Genomic DNA, 17,428 nt, shown 5'->3' on the forward strand with positions numbered 1-17,428 from the left:
GGGAACCCACACCCGGAGCTGCAACTGTGCGACGCTACACAGGACAGCTAAGTCTGAGCAGCGAATCCAGCCGCCACAGTCGCCGACTTTCCACGCAAAAGAAAAATCAACTTTTTGTCACCGTCAGTGCTGTCGGCACTGTCAGCCAAGTGAAACTGCGTTGCCCGTAGGCGTACTCATCGGGACTTTGGGTTATACCCGTTCCCGCGTATACTCCGGGTAGCGAGAAACCATGGCTCAAGACGATATCCGGTATGATGGCTTTGAGCGCAATCCGCCATTGCGCTTTAACGCAGCGGGTGCTCGCAGCATCGTAGTTGGTACAGATGCGAGCTGGCGGATGCCATAATGCGGCGGAAAGCAAGCCATTGATGAGCAGTTCAGCGAAGATGACGGCGCAATTCACAGATCGCCGGCAAATTCAGTTGGGCACCGAACAGGGCGCCAGCGGTCGAAAAAATGTGAAAAATAAAAGTGTAAACGACATATGTGATTGTCAGGCTTACATTGATGAAAAGGGCCGAAGTAAGTGAATGCCCTCCAAGCCAAATGAGCAACGGGCAGGTCAACAGAACGGAACTCGCTTCATGATGGACTGCGTGCAATATGCGAATTCCCTTTGATCTGTCGCTGGCAAGATGACCGGAATGCTCCCGCTCGATATAGTCAAAAAGCGTATTGTAAACTGGCGCCCAGATCATAGTCACCATCGACAATAGCGCAATTGTTGCAAACCCTCCTGCCATGGATGCGCCGGACAGGTAAGCATATGCTGGAGAAACCAGAGCAACCCCCTCCGGCCTCAAAACAAAGTGTCTGGATCACACGTTCTTTTGGGGATCTTAAAGTCATTGTAGGATAATTGGCTGATTGTCATTAGCATACTGGGGTCGAACCACTGACCGCACCGGCCCAGCTCTTCTTCTGACATCATTCGGCTTGATGTGGCGGCCAAGACCATGATGTTTTCTGATGTTGCTGAGTGCTTCGCTTCAGCCTTTGCCACGTTTGTTAGCCTGTTTTTCTTGCGGCGTACCGCAATTCCGTAAAGACCGATAACGATGTAGCTCAGCTGGATCAGGCATGAGGCGAGGTTGAAAGCACCGACAAGGCTGATCAACACGCATATTGCGGCAAAAACCTTGGACGCCGGGTACAATATACCGTTGCCGCAAACTTTCTCGTTTTGAACCAGGCCAAAACCGATCACGTAGGTTAGAAAGCCCACGACACCAATCATCTGAAGAAGATCAGGATAGGTCAGCATGGTATCAAAGCTGGTCTGTAACAAATCCATGGAGGGAAACTCGATATGCCCAATCTGCCGTTGAATATGTGGCAGACCGTAGTTTGGAACATAGGGGCTGACAGTTCCCAAATGTGAACTTGCGACGCAAATAAATGTTATATTTCAGTAGAATTTCGAATCTGCTTCACCGTCAACCGAGGACGAACCGAACGCCATGATATGGAGCTTGGAATTTTGAACAGCCAACCGACCAGAGAACGGCTTCGTCAATTGTTGAAGACTGTGGATGCCTTGTATGAAGCAGCTTGCAACCCCGGGAAGTGGTCTGTTTTCCTGCAATCCGCCGCAGAGCTTTTTGAGGCTCAGGGCGCTCAAATCGGCCATCATGATCTTCGCAATCATACGCTCTCCTTTAGCCGGCTCTACGGGTACGAGTGGAGTGACAGCCATTACCGCCGATATGATGAGCTTATGCCAATGGATCCTCGGCTACCTTATTTTGCGCAGAACCCATTTGAGCCCGTGCATTGCAGGATGCATTTAAGCGATGACGAACTGCACAGCACCCAAGTTTACCAAGAAGTTCTGGAACCGGGCGGTGTTGAGTATTCACTGGGTGTAAATCTCATCGAAGACACGCGTTCGCTCTCATATTTCCTTGCATTGAGAAACAAGTCACAAAGTCAATTTGATAGGTCTGATTGCGATTTGATGAGTGAACTGATCCCTCATCTAAACCGGGCTGTTGTTTTGCAGCGAGATATCGGCACGATCGACTTCGAAAGGAATCTCGCCGCGAGTACTCTTGATAACATGGCGATCGGAATACTCGTCGTAAGCGGGTTATCCAAGATTATGTTCAGCAACGCGACAGCTCAGGAAATACTTCAAGACCGAGACGGACTGTCCGTGGTCGACGGAGCAATAGTCCCAAGCAATGACAATGAACGACGTCTGTACTCGGCTATTGATCTCGTCATATCGCAAGCACGAAAAGGAAATGCAGTTTCAGGTCAAGCCGTTTCGATTGTTCGCACTAAAAGCTTGATTCCTTTGCAGACTTACGTCTCTCCGCTTTTGGGTGAAAACGCGTACTCTGGGTGGGCTCGGAAAAATGAACCACTTGCGGTGCTGACCATCCGAGATTCAGAGCGGCCCATGGAAACACGGCAAGAAGTACTGTGCAAAGCATTTGGGTTGACTGCAAGTCAGGCGCGGCTTGTCACTCTGATTGTGGGCGGGTTGTCTCTACAAAAAGCCGCAAACAATGCAGGCATAACGGAAGCCAGCGCGCGTCAATATCTGAAGATTGCCTTTGATAAAATGGATGTGTCACGCCAAGGCGAAATGGTGGCCAAGGTCCTGAGTTTGCCAATGCCGGTCGCCTCTCCGCGGCAAGTACTTTGAAGTTTGGACTAGGCCAGTTCCGCAATTGCTGCAATTTCTATGGGCTTCCAGTTACTAGTCATTTGCAACCACCTATCTGAAGACGCGACCTCGAACACTTCTTTATTCCCCACCTGATAGCGGACCAAGCGGCCAATTTTGACGCAGACTATTTGTAGAAGGTGCTCTGGCTGATCCCATAACGCCTGAATACTTCAGCTGTCTTCTTGCAAGCTTCCTGTTCCTTGATCATTTGGATGATCTGTGCGTCGGTAAATCTTGTATTCACTTGTCGGTCCTTTAGATGGGCGGATTCTACACAATACCGGAGAAGTTTCAGGGGCTCAGGTCATTGTGAGTAGGCGGTGGCGCGCAGCTCGCTGCTATTCGACTATGGCAGCCGCATTCTAGGCATACTCATCTTAGAAAATATCAATACGATCTACCGTTCTGGTAATGACGAGACTTGGTTGGTTGAAAGCCATCGTGACTACACTGTTCACAACAGAACAAAAATGTTGTCGATTTTGCAAAATCTTACGCAAAAACCTGAAGAGGGCGAATGGTCGAAAACCTTCTAATTGAACCCCTTGGAGTATAGATTACGCTTTCCGAGTTTGAAGGTTGAAGAAGGAATATGATCCAAGTGCGGCTCCAATAGGCGCACTATATTAATCGCTTACGCTGCCCATTTCTGGGGGGAACTGGGTGAAGGATGCATGTTTCTGAAAATCGTTACCTTTACCTTGGGTCAAAAAGACCTGCGCCATATTCTGGACAAAATAAAACGAGCAATACCTGCAGGCCCCAGTTTCTTTAGGAGGCGCCGCTTAATTGACCTGCGTGATTTACGCCGTGTTAAGAATAGGGTTTTGGTATATTCGGAGTAATCCCCAGCATTAATCGAGAAAAAAAGATACAGTCTATTCACGCTATTGTTTCTAAGCGCCTCGAGAGAGATATACCTAAAATTCGCGCATTCACAAATCTCCTGGAATGCTGAAAAAATTTCCCTTTTCTCTTTCTCGGACAGTTGAGCCTCAATAATTCGCGAGTGTCGAATAAGCCAAGATTGAAAATAACCAAGAGCCCTTTTGTCATTTTTCTTTTTCAGCTCCTCAACAATGGCAAGCGAGTGCGGAAGGAAAGAAGTGTATCTATTTCCTGAGTCCACCGTCGTCTGACCATCTCGATTAACACGGTGGAAGTACCCGGTTTGTGGCACCAAAACGGCTGAATTTGCATTGGTACACACGCTCCAATGAAACGGATAGTCTTCATTGAAGTGATCTACCTCGGGGAATTTCAAACCTTTTTTTCTCAGAAATTCTGATTTGTAGACTTTCCGCCAAGGTTCTGGAGACAAAGCTAGCGCTTTTCTCGGGTCAATTGATCGTTCTCTCCCCTTGTCTGCAGGCCAGACGTCGAAATCGTAGGCGGGCCTCTTCACATGTGTTTCCGCGTCGATACTCACATATGAGGAAATTGAAAAATCGGCGTCCTGTTGCTTCAGTACAGAAAGCTGTTTTGAAAAGTACCCGCGCTGAACCCAATCATCACTGTCCAAAAAGGCCACAAAACCCTTCGTTGCTTTTTGTAAGCCAATATTAGAAGGAATTCCGGCGCCGCCGGGAGTATTTACTGGAAGTTGGACCAAGGTTATTTTGTCGTTTTGCTGCGCCAACTCCTCTACTACGGCTGCGGTATTGTCGGTGGACGCGTCGTCCACTACAATGATTTCGTAGTCTTCGATGCCTTCGTTGACAACACTACGGATAGCAAGCTCGATCCATTTTTCGGTATTAAATGACGGAATAATTACGGACAGAGACATCTTACCGAACCAAAATCTCTTCTGCGAGAAGTGCGCTTGTCATTGAATTTCCATGAGAAAGGCCCAAGCGATCTATAAATGTCTTTTCGAGTTCGCACGTTTGGGAAAGTTTCAATATGTTGAACTTTGATTTGTAGAACGACAGACAGGATCTGAAACGGTTCCTGAGATACGCTTTCTCAAAAACCGCCGCCCCCCTGTCGTTTTGCACAATAACTTGCACTGCAAAAGCCAGAAAATTCAAGATATCATTGTAGCTAACGTCTTCCTGGCGAAACGCAACGTCATGGAATGAGGAAACGATGTCAGAGTCCACATCCAATCCCAGGAATCTTGAAATGTTTAGCTTAATTTTCTTATCCACTTTTATTTGACCTGCCCGCTTATCGTTGTGACTGACACCGGCCTCATTGTAGTTATATGTGAGTAGGTCCTGATCTACTCCAACAGCTGGTCTGTTGCCTTCAATTACGAGCTTTGAAAAAAAATCATAGTCTGCACACGGCACCATACTAGGTGAAAATTCAATCTTCGTTTGGGCAAGGCAGCTTGTTCTTATTACAGCCGTTGGGGTCGGAATCGGGTTGTGGAACAAGCAGTCAACTTTTACTTTGCTCGGCTCCTCGGATACCCGCCAACGCCCGCCGGTCAACGCAACTCTGCAAGACGCACCGCAAATGTCTAGGAATGGGTCTCTGTCCAAGATTTCAATCTGGGTGCTGAGCCTGTCTTTGCGACAAACATCGTCGGCGTCCATAAAAGCGATGTAATCATACCCTTGCTCGATTGCGTTCCGGTTCATCCGGTTTCTGGTTTCAGCAGGACCCTTGTTTCTATCGTTTTTGAGCGGGCAAACTCTTGGGTCTGCAAAGGAAGATGCAATCTCGAAACTTCCGTCCGTTGATCCGTCGTCACAAAGGAATAGATCAAAGTCCTCATAAGTTTGCCCGAGAATGGATTGGACACTGTTTTTGAGCCACCGCTCGGCATTAAAGACAGGCATGCATACAGCTACCCGACGCTTCCGCTCATTTGCCATATCGTCAGTACCCGCCACTCATAGAAGACCCTATTTTCCCAGCGCAAATGGCCGGGATTGCAGTCATTCAGCAATCAGACAACTTCGCCGATTTTCTGCGTTCGACCCTACCTCAATATTGCTTAACTGGTTGGTGTGCAATGGCCTGTCAGCCTATTCGATGCTGCAAAACGAGAAGACTAAAATTGCTGGAAACACGTGTCGTTAGTTTTGAGCAGGACAATCGGAAATATACCGGATTGAGTTGCAGTGCATGCGTTATCCTGCAAGTGCTCACACTTATCTTCATTCACCTTGTGTTCAACCTGCGAAGGGCACAAATCGGCACGCTGCGCGGAGCGCCGCCGACAAACGAAGTAACGTCATACTGCCGCTCTGTGGCGTCAAGAGCCTTCCCCAATACAGGGTCTTCCTTCCATACATGATACCCCGGCCTTGCCCGGCTTTTCAAACATTGACAATGTGTCAGGAGCGTTGGATTAAAAGTACGTCCTAACGGAAGTTGAAAAGAAACATACACCCTGAACATCAGGGCATCCAAGTACACGCTCCAACAGGCAAGCTAAACGATTAATTCAGCCACTGGCATGGAAGAGCAGAGAAACAAATATGGATATTGCCAAATACTTCCGAGGGAAGCGCATAGTCATTACAGGGGGCGTGGGGTCCGTAGGACGAGAAATCTTTGCCTGCCTAATTGAACTTGAACCCGAGTTGATCCGCGTAATCGACAACAACGAAAGCGCGTTGTTTGAAATGGAAGTCGAATACCGGGGCAATGAGGGTGTCGAGTTCTACCATTGCGACATCACCGACGAACGAGAAATGAGTCGCACATTCTCTGACATGGACTTGTGCTTCCATTGCGCTGCTCTAAAGCATGTACCGTCCTGCGAACGAAGCCCGTTCTCGGCGATCAATGTGAATATCCAGGGTTCCGAAGTTGTGGGTCGGGTCGCCATTGCCCAAGGGTTGGAGAAAGTGATTTTCACGTCCTCGGACAAAGCCGTAAATCCGACCAACGTGATGGGGACTTCCAAGCTGATGGGAGAGCGCCTGTTCACTGCCATGAACTTCCTTCGTTCCAAAAAGACGAAAACAGTCTTTGCCTGCACAAGGTTTGGCAATGTTTTGGGTTCACGTGGTTCAGTTGTTCCGCTGTTTGCTCAACAAATTGAAACGGGTGGGCCTGTTACAATTACTGATGAGCGAATGACTCGTTTCGTGATGACAATGAGAGAAGCCGCAGATCTGGTCATCGAAAGCATGATGCTGGCGCGTGGCGGAGAGATATTTATAACGAAAATGCCCGTGTTGAAGATTGTTGATCTGGCGCGAGTAATGATCGCTCGGCTCGCCCCGCTCGCCAACGTGTCGCCATCTAGTGTGGAAACTAAAATTACAGGGTCGCGACCTGGTGAGAAACTTTGGGAAGAACTTTCTACAGATGAAGAAAGCAACCGGCTCCTTGAAAGTGAGAAGTTTCTTATCGTGCTTCCATCCGGACATACGTCTGAGCAGCGCCAAGAGTACAAGTATGATTGGATCACAACACAGCCAAGTACTATCATCTATCACTCGGATCGGTCTGAGCTAATGTCGGATTCTGAAATTGATGACATGTTGCTGCGCGAAGGTGTTCTTCCGAACAGGTTGAGAACCCGAGCGCTCGAAAAACTCTAACACATTTCAACTCAACTATTTCGGGAGAACCCTTCCATGCGTGTTCTTGTTCTTGGCGGTGACGGCTACATTGGTTGGCCAACAGCGATGAAGCTATCGGCGGCGGGTCACGAGGTGATGGCCGTAGACAATTATCTGCGTCGTCGCCTCATGATGGAAATCAACACTCCGGCCTTGTTTGACGTGCCAAATCTGCAGGAGCGGGCAAGGCTGTGGAATGAAAAATCTGGCAAGGACGTTTCAGTCCGCATCGGCGATCTGGACAACTGGGATTTTATCTCATCAGTTTTTGAAGAGTTTCGCCCGGAGTCTATTATCCATTATGCAGAGCAGCCTTCTGCTCCGTACTCGATGCTGGATCGCGCTGCAGCGCGCCTGACGCTCGATAACAATCTTGGCGCGACCTTCAACGTAATTCACGCAATGAACGAGTACACTCCAAATGCCCACTTGGTAAAGTTGGGGACCATGGGTGAATACGGCACGCCGAACATAGACATCGAGGAAGGGTGGATCGAAATCGAGCATAAAGGGCGCAAAGGAACCTTCCTGTTCCCGCGTGCTGCAGGCTCTTTCTACCACACGACCAAGGTGCTCGACACCGACATGCTATGGTTCTATGTGCGGGTATGGGACCTAAGGGTAACTGACCTCATGCAAGGCCCTGTCTATGGTGTTGCTACCGAAGAAAATGATAATGATGATGCTCTGTATTCCTTCCTGAACTATGACGAGGTTTTCGGCACTGTTCTGAACCGCTTCATGGTTCAAGCGGTGGCTGGGTATCCTTTGACAGTTTATGGGGCCGGAGGCCAAACGCGCGGCTATTTGCACCTCAAAGATGCGCTTCAATGTGTACAGCTGGCCGTTGAAAATCCGGCTGATAAAGGCGAGTTGCGGGTCTTTAACCAGTTCGTGGAAACTTTTTCAGTTAACGATCTTGCATCACGTGTACAGGCGTCTGGGAAACGCTTGGGGCTGGATGTGGAAATTCGCAATCTGGAAAACCCTCGCAAGGAAATGGAGGATCACTACTACAATCCTGCGCATACAGGGCTGCTTGATCTGGGCCTCAAGCCCAATATCCTGACAGACGACGTCATGGACGAGATGATGCAGCTTACTGCGCGTTACAAAGATCGGATTGTAGAGGAGCAAATCTTCCGGGGCGTTAAATGGAAGAAGTAGATTTTCTGGATGGCGAACGTGTGTAGCTGACCAGCCTTGTCGGAGCCAAGTAGCATAGGCCGGGCCGCGCGAATGCGAACTAACTCACCACAAAAATAAAATTGGATAGCGACAAAGGTAATGCAGGACGAAGTTTGGGAGTGCCGCGCTCCCAAACCCCTGCAAAGCCCGCTAAGTCACGTCGATGACCGACACTACTTTGAAGTTTTGGCTATGTGGCTTTTCTAGAAATGTTACGTCGAGCCTCTCTTTTCAGAGCAAAGAAGACTATTAGCGGAATGCTTAACGGCGCAGTCAGAATAACGTAAGGAATTGCAAGAAAGACGGAGATTTTCTTATACTTTGCGATCTTTTTCAGTTTTTGATCGTTCTGGTGGCGAAATTCTCTCAGTTTTTGATCGCTTTGTTGGCGAAGGATTTTGATGTCTTCTTTTAGTTTGTTTTGACCTTTTTCTTTCCTCAAACGAAGTTTCGCTTCACGGTCTTCCAAGTCTTGTATTTTGATATAGAAGCGTCGTTCAATTTGTTCCTCAAGCGAATCCCGTTCCAGGGTAAGACTGTCTATCGCCTTTACGAGTGCATCTCGTTCCAAAGTTAGCTCGTCAAATGCCTCCTGGTTTACAAGTTGTTGCGTGCTTACTTCCCGAACACGATGTTCAAGAATTTCTAGGTTTTCATTCATTTCCGGTGTTTCCTTTTCAGAAGTGTCTGCCAAGCAAGTAAGCAAGGCCAGACGCATTTCTTGTTCAACATCTAGGGAATTCGTCGGAACGTCAGGGCTCAGTCGGAAAATCTCGTCTGCTAGACAAGTCATCAGTCTGAAAAACTCTGGTGAGTTCCGATCCACAAGGTCAGCCAATCGGCATCTTTTCTCAAGGGTAAGTGTATCAACCACCTCTTCCACCTCTGACAACGCGGTCAAGTCAGCAGATCGGCTATGGTCTAGGGAAGGGGTGAAGGCGTCCTCGGCTTCGCTTCGGCAAGAAGTTTTTTTCTGACCAATAAGATCCGCGAGAAGGTCGATCTGCCCTTTGGAGTCGACTGCCCACGCCTCGTAGGGGATGAGAGTAGTGTGATCTGGTGCATCACGCAAAATATAGTAAACACGTTGGAGATAGCTTTTCCGGGCCTCGCGCTTTGAGAAGTTGTAGCTTCGCATGAGTGAGTTCAGCGTTTTGGCCGCACCTCTGGTTGCCCACACATAGTGTGACCTGACCCGTGCTTCGGTCGCCGCCAGATCACACATTGGCAGATACTCCGACATAACTGGAATTTTGGCCAAAAACCCCAAGCGCCCGGAGGTTGCAGACCGTTGCAGCAGATAGTCTCTGAGTTCACATTGAGCGTGCCGCGTAGCGGGGTGCTGTTCCCAGTTTTTTGGGCGAAAGGCATTCTTGTGTCCAAGGGCGGTCTTTAAGTCATTCATTTGATCACGCAACTGGATTGATTCACCAGTCCCGCGCAAGTTATTCGCGCTGGCTGGTACTGGATCTTCCGGCATTTTTACCCCCAGCACCGAGAGGGCCTGGGTTGTCAGAGACGTACCGCTCCGACCGGTACCAATTACAAAGACCACTTGTGACGACATACCGGCCTCCCAGGGGCGCTACAATACAAAGACGCTTCAACGCAAATGGACTACCAATCTAGCAACATATTCTGTGAACGTGTAACCGTTTGTAAGACCGGACAGGGGTTACAAACCATGTTTTCAGGTCTTTTCTTCAAGACGATCGAACAAGTTGCCACCGCAAAGAACTTCAGCTCGCAGGTCTTTCGCCATCCATGTGTGATTTTTCACGTTGGCGTCCCGATAGACAACCATCGAGGTGGAATCTCCAGAAAAAACCCTTGCTCCACTTCTAATCAACCCTCCGATCCACTCCGAGTCGTTGGAGTTTCGGTATTTCATAGAAAAACGGGAAGAGACCCGTGCCTTGTCCGCTGAAAGTGTCGCTCCCGACACGTGTCCGCGCATCGACTGCAAGCGAAAACAACGGTCAAAAACGATACTACGGGCAAACGTTTGACCTTCTCCGTCGAAGTAGAAATACGCCGATTGTCGTCCAACGACTTCGGACTGAGTCGAGCGAAAATAGGTTACCGTCTCTTCAATGTAGGTTGCGCTGTAGAAATCGTCATCGTCCATTTTTACCCAATAGCGACCGGAAGAATATTCTATTCCACGGTTGAGGCACTCTCCGATATTTGCAGCTTCGGGCATGGCAAAGAGATGCTCATTTTCATTCATCTCGGGCAAGTCTTCTGGGATATTCTTCGAGTTAAAAATCAGAATAAGCTCTTTGTTCGGCCAAGTTTGTTTCCGAAATGTTTCCAAACACTGTTTCAGAAGGTGTGGTCGTTTGGTCACCAGAATAGAACTGACGCGCGGAGTATCGAAACCTTCCGGGAACGGATCCTGGCCGAGCAGCGCCGCGCGTTCTTCGCTGTTCCAAACGTGATTTCGTACTATGTCCCGCATCAACCCGCGCCAACGCCGCTCACGTTCCCATTCACAACCGTAGCGCCCCAGCAGTTCCATGAAATCGAGCGGCCCAAAGATATTGTCGAGGCTGGTCAGAAGCGCAGAGTCCGACCTCGGTTCGCCGAACAGAATTGGAATCGCACCAGATGCGATCGCGTCGATGGCAAGAGATTCAAGCATCGAGTCTGCCCGCACACTTTCGGCTGGCAGGAGCACGACCCCGGACGCTTGGAGCATCTGGCGCTGCATTGCCCGGTTGTGCTCGCCGACAACCTTTAGGTAGCGCCCCCCAAGTCGCGTGTCCAGCGCGCCGCGGGTAAAGCCATAGTGGAACTCAGAGAGAGCTGTCTCGCCGGGCAGAGGTGCTGCGACCAGATCAGCGAAGTCCGATTTTTGAAATGCATCCGAAGCAGCCGGGCAGAGAATACGTCCGGGATCACGCCGGTACAAACTCGCCAACGAACACGCGGCTAATTCGGTTGCCCGGCGAACCTTAACAAACGGCGCGCCCAGAGCCCCCCAGTCTTCATTTGATCCAGCTTCCACTACTATTTTGTCGACGGCAGATGCGCACTCGCTCCAAACACCCGCCGCTTCTGGATAGGTTGTAACCCAAAGGTGTACGGGAACATCCGCTGTTTTTGCCGCAGTCAGTAACGCTGCGCCTCGTTCAGGCAAAGCACCGTCCAAACTTGAAAACGCTAAGGCCCAATCAGTTTCATCGGTGCCCGGTTCGCTGCTTGATGAGGTTTCCACAACGATTAAATCAAGGTTAAGGTACGTCAGTTGTTCGACATAGCTTGCTTCTCGGAGCCAGAAGACCATCGACATTCCGAAAAGACGCTCATAGCCTCTTTCTGATCCAATGAATCCAATTCTACGAAGATTTGTCACCTCACTGCGAAGGTGTTTCATGCGGAGTTCAAAATCGCTCTGTTCGCTGGTCTCATTAAATCGAAGGAAAAAATCCTTCCAAGCTTCATTGGGTATATATTTTGATTTTAGGGCACTGATCTGGGTCTGAGGTGAATTTGCGATCAGGGCAGCCGTATCACTTTCCACGAGAAAATCAGTCTTCAATTGCCCGAGCCTCTCCTGGGTTCTCTCTTGTGCAAATTCGAGCACGCGGTCGGCATCATTTGATGACCAAAGCACTCCTGCGGCGGATAAATAGGATCGCTTCAGTACAATCTCTTTAGCCAGCGGATGCAATTCCATACGCACCGCGTCAGAGGGCGCCACAATGAAACGTGTCGCAAGTGCGGCGGTGTAGACATCGTCACCATAGTCGCCTGCGGGCAGCGTTTCAATTTGAAGTGGATCACCACCTAACTGGCCAGATTGTATGCAAGTTGCGTCATGACCAACTCGGCAACTAAACCGGTCAAAAAACCTTAACTCGATAGACGATGTAGTAAGCTTGCCTTCGTTTTCGCCATCCGTTCTTTGCACAGCTAGTTTGATTTCGTATATCTGCCCCGGAACGACATCAAAAACAGCAATGTTTTCGAGCGGTGCGTGGTCTATGTTCATCGGATCTCTTTCATTAATTTCCGCGAGGGCCGCGGCAAGCCCCCGCTAAGTCGGTACATCCTATTTGTTTTGCCCAGGAGATAAAAGCAGACCGTCTTTGCTTTCACTGGCTGGTCGGAGTTACTCTTCTTGAAGTGGCAAGTGCGGATCGTTCGAGATTGGGTGAAATCGATCGGTCTGGGGGGCGAGCGCATATGGCGCGCATTCGATGAGGCGAACAAAGGTGACCCAGATATACAAGAAGACTGGCAACTTTCGGGCGGTTCGGCTTCTGCCTGGGTACACCAACCAAGATGGACAACACAGTCCGATATCTGGGCGTCGAGCTTGAGTACGCGTTAGCAATCGCCTAGGCCCCTGAAGTCCAGCAACTTCAGGTCGCCTTAGCGGACGGTCCAAAAGAGACATTCGGCGCTCCGCCCGGATGCTGAGTTTGCAGCCCGCATTATTGCCATTCGCTGCACCCGTAGGTTTAAGAAATTGTCGAGCATAAAGATTGCGCGACTGGCTCTACGTTATGGCGACGGCAGTTTGAGGCCACGCCGCTTTACTTACATAGCAAAGACCTCCAATTGGTTGGGTTGCCCGGCAAGGCGAGCAATGACAGCCACTGGCATTTCAACCGCATTGCGTTACCGTGGTCCCGACGTGAAAACTTACAAGAGTCTTCAGGAGGATGAACCTTGTCAGCAAAGCTGTTTGCCGCCGCAATTTTTCTGCATTTGGGTCTGGCACCGTCTGTCCTTGTGGCGCAGGAAAGCCAAGCAAAGCCCAAGGTGACGGTAACGGCTGCCGAGATGAAGTCATTAGCGCTGACCGAAGTGTTTACAGGACGGGTCGAGGCGGTAAATCGAGTGGATCTGATTGCCCGCGTGCCCGGATTTGTGAAATCCATCAACTTCAAGGATGGTTCAACGGTTGCGGCGGCTGATGTGCTGATCGAAATCGAACCGGATTCCTATCAGGCGACAGTCACGGAAATTCAGGGGCAGATTCAGGCGGCACAAGCGGCAAAAAAGCTTGCTGATATCGAACTGGACCGACAGCAAAAGCTTTTCTCTTCCGGCGACGCTCCGCAAGCAGTTGTTCAGAAGGCGCAGGCGCAGCAGGGTGAAGCCGATGGGCATGTGCTCGAATTGCAGGGCAGCCTACAGAACGCCCAACTTAACCTGTCATACACAAAGATAGCTGCGCCGTTTGAAGGACGGGTCGGATTAACTGATCTGTCCGTTGGTGCATTTGTAAGTCCTCAGGGCGGAACGCTGCTGTCGCTGTCCAGCATCGACCCCATCCATGTTACCTTTCCGGTAACGGAAGCCGAACTGCTTGAATTTCGCTCGCGCCGCGAAAAGGCGTCCGACAATGAGCCGTTAGAACTGCAACTGATCCTTGCCGATGGAACCACATACGGTGCAACAGGCAGCATCGAAGTGATTGACACTCAGGTACAGTCTGGAACGGATTCAGTTCTGGTCCGCGGTTCTTTTCCCAATCCTGACGGGCATCTTCTCGACGACCAACTGGTGCGCGTGATGGTCACTGACCCTACAAGCGACAAATCTCTGGTAATACCCGCCAAAGCTCTGCAAAAAGATCAGTCCGGTTATTTTGTATTTACGGTCGGAAGCGATGGAAAAGTTGAGAAAAAGCAGATTCAACTGGATCGGACCGAAGGGGTGGAAGCTGTGATTTCAGGCGGTCTGAGCGAGGGTGATCAGGTCATCACCGACGGGCTGCAGCGCGTCCATGCGGGTGTCGAAGTCAGCATTTCGGCACCGCAGAATACCTCCTCCAGCGCCAGCGGAAACTGATTGATGATCTCTCAGCTGTTTATCCGCCGTCCCAGATTCGCCATTGTCATATCGGTTGTAATTACACTGGCCGGGTTGATCTCTATAACGCAATTGCCTGTTGAACAGCTTCCCGACATCGTTCCGCCGCAGGTTCAGGTCTCGACTAAATACCCAGGAGCCGGGGCCGAAGTCGTCGAGTCGACTGTCGCCCAGATCATCGAAGAACAGGTGATCGGTGTCAGTGACATGCTGTATATGAAATCGACCAGCGGCTCTGATGGCAGCTATAATTTGCAGGTCACATTTGAGCCGGGAACTGACCCGGACATCAACGCTGTCAATGTGCAGAACCGCGTCAGTCTGGCCATGTCCGCATTGCCCGAAGAGGTCACGCGCGCGGGTGTCAGCACCAAAAAGAAATCCTCGGCTTTGTTGCAGGTCGTGGCCATAACCTCGGACGATCCGAAAAACGACGATCTGTTCCTGTCCAACTTTGCGACAATCAACGTTTTGGACAGCATAAAAAGATCACCCGGCGTAGGGGATGCGACCCTGTTCGGTGCGCTGGATTACTCTATGCGGATCTGGCTCGACGTCGACAAGATGACCAATCTTTCGGTGGCCGTTGATGATGTGATTGCGGCGCTTAACGCGCAAAACGTACAGGCGGCGGTGGGGCGCATCGGGGCACAGCCCATGACGAATGACCCGGCATTTCAGCTAAATATCCAAACGCAGGGTCGGTTGAGCAGCATCGACGAATTCGAAGAGATTGTCGTGCGGGCCCTTCCGGACGGCTCATTCGTTCTGATCAGTGACATCGCGCGCGTAGAGCTTGGGGCTAAAACCAGGGATGCCTTCTCCTCTTTTGATAACAAACCCGCCGCGATGATCGGTGTTTATCTGGAACCGGGTGCAAATGCGCTTGAAACATCAAAAGCCATAAACACGGCCCTGACGGGATTGCAAAGCGCCTTTCCAGATGGCGTGAGCTGGAGTGTTCCCTACAACTCGGTGACCTTCGTTCGTGCCAGTATCGACGAGGTCGTGAAAACTCTGATACAGGCGTTTGCCCTCGTGGTGATCGTGGTCTTTTTGTTTCTGGGGAACCTGCGGATGGCGTTGATCCCGCTAATTGCGGTTCCGGTTTCGCTTGTCGGCGCACTGGCGTTCATTCTCGCAATGGGATTTTCCCTCAACACGGTATCGTTGCTGGCTCTGGTGCTTGCGATCGGTATCGTGGTGGATGACGCGATCGTGGTGATCGAGAATGTCGAAAAGGTCATGGGCGAAAACCCCGCGATGACCGTGGCCGACGCCACAGGCGAAGCCATGAAACAGATAACGGCCCCTATTCTCGCAATTACCTGTGTGCTGCTTTCGGTGTTTGTGCCGGTTGCATTTATTCCCGGTATTACTGGAACGATGTTCCAACAGTTTGCGGTGGCCGTTTCCTTTTCGATGCTGATTTCGGCACTGAACGCGCTGACACTCAGCCCGGCTTTGTGTGCGGTGTTGTTGCGCCGGGACAGCGCGCCAAAGCGCGGACCGCTTGCCTGGATCTCGCGTCGAATAGACAACGCGCGCGACGGCTACGCCTATGCGGTCGCAATTCTTGCACGTCGGGCAATTCTGGCCGTTTTGCTGCTTGGGTTTGGACTGTTCGGCGCAGGCTGGTTGTTCAAGACCGCGCCGTCCGGCTTCTTACCGGTCGAAGACCAAGGGGCCTATTTCGTCGAGGTCGCTCTGCCCGAGGGGTCCTCGATCAACCGCACATCCAAAGTCATGGAGGACGTCTCGTCCATCATTAAATCCGCACCCGGCGTGCAAGATGTCATGACGGTGACGGGCTTCAGCTTTGTAGATGGGTTGAACAAATCAAACAGCGGGTTCGGTATTGCCATCATGCAACCGTTCGAAGATCGAACCGATCCCTCTTTGTCCGTCAGATCGTCGATCCGGCACGTCCGACGCGAGTTTGCCGGTTTGGAAGATGCCATTGCCTTCCCCTTCAACCTTCCGCCCATCCTTGGACTGGGTACGGGTGCCGGGTTCGAATTCGAGCTTTTGGACTTGCACGGCGGAAGCGTTTTGGATCTGGGTGCCACTGCGGCCGGACTAGTGTCCGCCGCAAATGCCGATCCGCGACTGTCCGGTGTTTACACGACGTTCTCGGCGCAAACCCCGAAACTGAACCTCGATCTTGATCGCCAAAAGTTGCAAACGCTGGGTGTGAATGTCGATGATCTGTTCCGGGCCATGCAGGTCACGCTGGGCGGGTATCACGTGAATGACATGAACCTCTTTGGCCGAACATGGCAGGTCAACCTACAGGCCGATGAGAAATACCGCGCCAACGCCGGAGATATTGCGCGCATTCATGTCCGGAACCGCGACGGAGAGATGGTACCGGTGCGCGCGGTGGCAAAGACCGAGCTAATTCTGGGTCCTCAATCGTTGACCCGCTACAATAATTTTCAGGCTGTCTCTATCAACGGCGGTCCGGCACCGGGTTCGTCCATGGGCGAGGCTATCGCGGCGATGGAACAAATTGCTGCCCAGACCCTGCCAGTGGGCTACAGTTATGATTGGACAGGAACAGCGCAGCAGCAGATCGAGGCTGCGGGAAAAACGCCCATAGTTCTGGGGCTTGCCTTGCTGTTCGCGTATCTCTTTTTGGTTGCGCTTTACGAAAGCTGGACGATACCACTTGCTGTGCTTTTCTCTGTTACCTTTGCGGTGTGCGGGGCCTTGGGTGCGCTGATGTTGCTGAAGCTACAGAACAATCTCTATGCTCAAATCGGACTAGTGGTTCTAATCGCTCTTGCCGCCAAGAATGCGATTTTGATCGTCGAATTTGCGATGGATAGGTACCAACAGGGCCTGAGCGCCGTGGATGCCGCCATTCAGGGTGCCAGCGCACGTTTTCGAGCGGTCATGATGACCAGTTTTGCGTTTATTGCCGGGCTTTACCCGCTGGTTGTCGCTGACGGCGCCTCTATGCTCGCGCGCAGAGGTGTGGGCACACCGGTTTTCGGAGGCATGATCGCCGCCGCTCTTGTGGGCATATTTATCATCCCTTCGCTCTATATCGTCGCGCAGCGGTTCAGAGAAAAAGTACATGGCAAAACGGATCGGGGCGGCGGCGAAAATGCTGTTTAGAACATTCAAGTCAGCATGAAAGGAGTTATGCGAGTTTCGGCTGAATCGATCATAGAAAACCCAATTTTATGAGGGG

General features: G+C 50.8%; 12 protein-coding genes and 2 pseudogenes. 7 read left to right on the top strand and 7 right to left on the bottom strand.

Going from position 1 to position 17,428, the window contains the following annotated elements:
• Positions 1-380 precede the first annotated feature (380 nt).
• Positions 381-806 carry a chlorhexidine efflux transporter gene (locus ACR0MS_RS14800; protein WP_480575145.1) on the bottom strand — a complete coding sequence of 142 codons (426 nt, stop codon included), beginning with the start codon at positions 804-806 and terminating at the stop codon, positions 381-383.
• On the bottom strand, positions 803-1,297 hold the full coding sequence (locus ACR0MS_RS14805; protein WP_480575142.1) for a CBU_0592 family membrane protein: 495 nt from the start codon (positions 1,295-1,297) through the stop codon (positions 803-805). The genes ACR0MS_RS14800 and ACR0MS_RS14805 overlap by 4 nt, the downstream gene beginning before the upstream one ends.
• Before the next feature lie 171 nt (positions 1,298-1,468).
• Between ACR0MS_RS14805 and ACR0MS_RS14810 the strand changes: the two genes are divergently transcribed.
• The gene (locus ACR0MS_RS14810; protein WP_480575138.1) at positions 1,469-2,656 is read left to right on the top strand and encodes a helix-turn-helix transcriptional regulator; all 1,188 of its coding nucleotides are present in this window, start codon (positions 1,469-1,471) and stop codon (positions 2,654-2,656) included.
• Between the two features lie 151 nt (positions 2,657-2,807).
• Here the strand turns inward: ACR0MS_RS14810 and ACR0MS_RS14815 are convergent.
• Positions 2,808-2,924: pseudogene (locus ACR0MS_RS14815) on the bottom strand (transposase); the annotation flags it as partial.
• Positions 2,925-3,000: 76 nt separating this feature from the next.
• Between ACR0MS_RS14815 and ACR0MS_RS14820 the strand changes: the two are divergent.
• The gene (locus ACR0MS_RS14820; protein WP_480575135.1) at positions 3,001-3,216 is read left to right on the top strand and encodes a hypothetical protein; all 216 of its coding nucleotides are present in this window, start codon (positions 3,001-3,003) and stop codon (positions 3,214-3,216) included.
• 170 nt (positions 3,217-3,386) lie between these two features.
• Here the strand turns inward: ACR0MS_RS14820 and ACR0MS_RS14825 are convergent, their stop codons facing one another.
• Positions 3,387-4,469 carry a glycosyltransferase family 2 protein gene (locus ACR0MS_RS14825; RefSeq protein ID WP_480575132.1) on the bottom strand — a complete coding sequence of 361 codons (1,083 nt, stop codon included), beginning with the start codon at positions 4,467-4,469 and terminating at the stop codon, positions 3,387-3,389.
• Position 4,470: 1 nt separating this feature from the next.
• Entirely contained in the window at positions 4,471-5,526 is a 1,056-nt protein-coding gene (locus ACR0MS_RS14830) for a glycosyltransferase family 2 protein (RefSeq protein WP_480575129.1), read from the bottom strand.
• A gap of 591 nt (positions 5,527-6,117) precedes the next feature.
• Between ACR0MS_RS14830 and ACR0MS_RS14835 the strand changes: the two genes are divergently transcribed.
• The gene (locus ACR0MS_RS14835) at positions 6,118-7,191 is read left to right on the top strand and encodes a polysaccharide biosynthesis protein (RefSeq protein ID WP_480575126.1); all 1,074 of its coding nucleotides are present in this window, start codon (positions 6,118-6,120) and stop codon (positions 7,189-7,191) included.
• Positions 7,192-7,227: 36 nt separating this feature from the next.
• On the top strand, positions 7,228-8,379 hold the full coding sequence (locus tag ACR0MS_RS14840) for an NAD-dependent epimerase/dehydratase family protein (RefSeq protein WP_480575123.1): 1,152 nt from the start codon (positions 7,228-7,230) through the stop codon (positions 8,377-8,379).
• A gap of 211 nt (positions 8,380-8,590) precedes the next feature.
• Here ACR0MS_RS14840 and ACR0MS_RS14845 read toward each other — a convergent pair whose 3' ends face one another.
• Positions 8,591-9,967 (bottom strand): hypothetical protein, encoded by a 1,377-nt coding sequence (locus tag ACR0MS_RS14845; RefSeq protein ID WP_480575120.1) that lies wholly within the window; start codon positions 9,965-9,967, stop codon positions 8,591-8,593.
• A 123-nt stretch (positions 9,968-10,090) separates the two neighbouring features.
• Positions 10,091-12,397 (bottom strand): glycosyltransferase family 2 protein, encoded by a 2,307-nt coding sequence (locus ACR0MS_RS14850; protein ID WP_480575117.1) that lies wholly within the window; start codon positions 12,395-12,397, stop codon positions 10,091-10,093.
• Between the two features lie 144 nt (positions 12,398-12,541).
• On the opposite strand from ACR0MS_RS14850, the pseudogene ACR0MS_RS14855 reads away from it, so the two are divergent.
• The 3 genes and pseudogenes from ACR0MS_RS14855 to ACR0MS_RS14865 all read left to right on the top strand — a co-directional run.
• A pseudogene (locus tag ACR0MS_RS14855) lies at positions 12,542-12,750 on the top strand (site-specific integrase); the annotation flags it as partial.
• A 330-nt stretch (positions 12,751-13,080) separates the two neighbouring features.
• Positions 13,081-14,208: an efflux RND transporter periplasmic adaptor subunit gene (locus ACR0MS_RS14860; RefSeq protein ID WP_480575114.1), complete on the top strand. Its 1,128-nt coding sequence runs from the start codon at positions 13,081-13,083 to the stop codon at positions 14,206-14,208.
• 3 nt (positions 14,209-14,211) lie between these two features.
• Complete coding sequence (locus ACR0MS_RS14865; protein WP_480575112.1) at positions 14,212-17,352, top strand: efflux RND transporter permease subunit; 3,141 nt, start codon at positions 14,212-14,214, stop codon at positions 17,350-17,352.
• The last annotated feature ends 76 nt before the right edge of the window (positions 17,353-17,428 follow it).

The sequence above is a fragment of the Ruegeria sp. CJ2 genome, from assembly GCF_056536745.1.

Bases quoted from the DNA above. Each gene is read 5' to 3' on its own strand.
- ACR0MS_RS14865 (WP_480575112.1), top strand. From the start codon at position 14,212: ATGATCTCTCAGCTGTTTATCCGCCGTCCCAGATTCGCCATTGTCATA.
- ACR0MS_RS14850 (WP_480575117.1), bottom strand. From the start codon at position 12,397: ATGAACATAGACCACGCACCGCTCGAAAACATTGCTGTTTTTGATGTC.
- ACR0MS_RS14810 (WP_480575138.1), top strand. From the start codon at position 1,469: ATGGAGCTTGGAATTTTGAACAGCCAACCGACCAGAGAACGGCTTCGT.
- ACR0MS_RS14835 (WP_480575126.1), top strand. From the start codon at position 6,118: ATGGATATTGCCAAATACTTCCGAGGGAAGCGCATAGTCATTACAGGG.
- ACR0MS_RS14845 (WP_480575120.1), bottom strand. From the start codon at position 9,967: ATGTCGTCACAAGTGGTCTTTGTAATTGGTACCGGTCGGAGCGGTACG.
- ACR0MS_RS14840 (WP_480575123.1), top strand. From the start codon at position 7,228: ATGCGTGTTCTTGTTCTTGGCGGTGACGGCTACATTGGTTGGCCAACA.
- ACR0MS_RS14805 (WP_480575142.1), bottom strand. From the start codon at position 1,297: ATGGATTTGTTACAGACCAGCTTTGATACCATGCTGACCTATCCTGAT.
- ACR0MS_RS14825 (WP_480575132.1), bottom strand. From the start codon at position 4,469: ATGTCTCTGTCCGTAATTATTCCGTCATTTAATACCGAAAAATGGATC.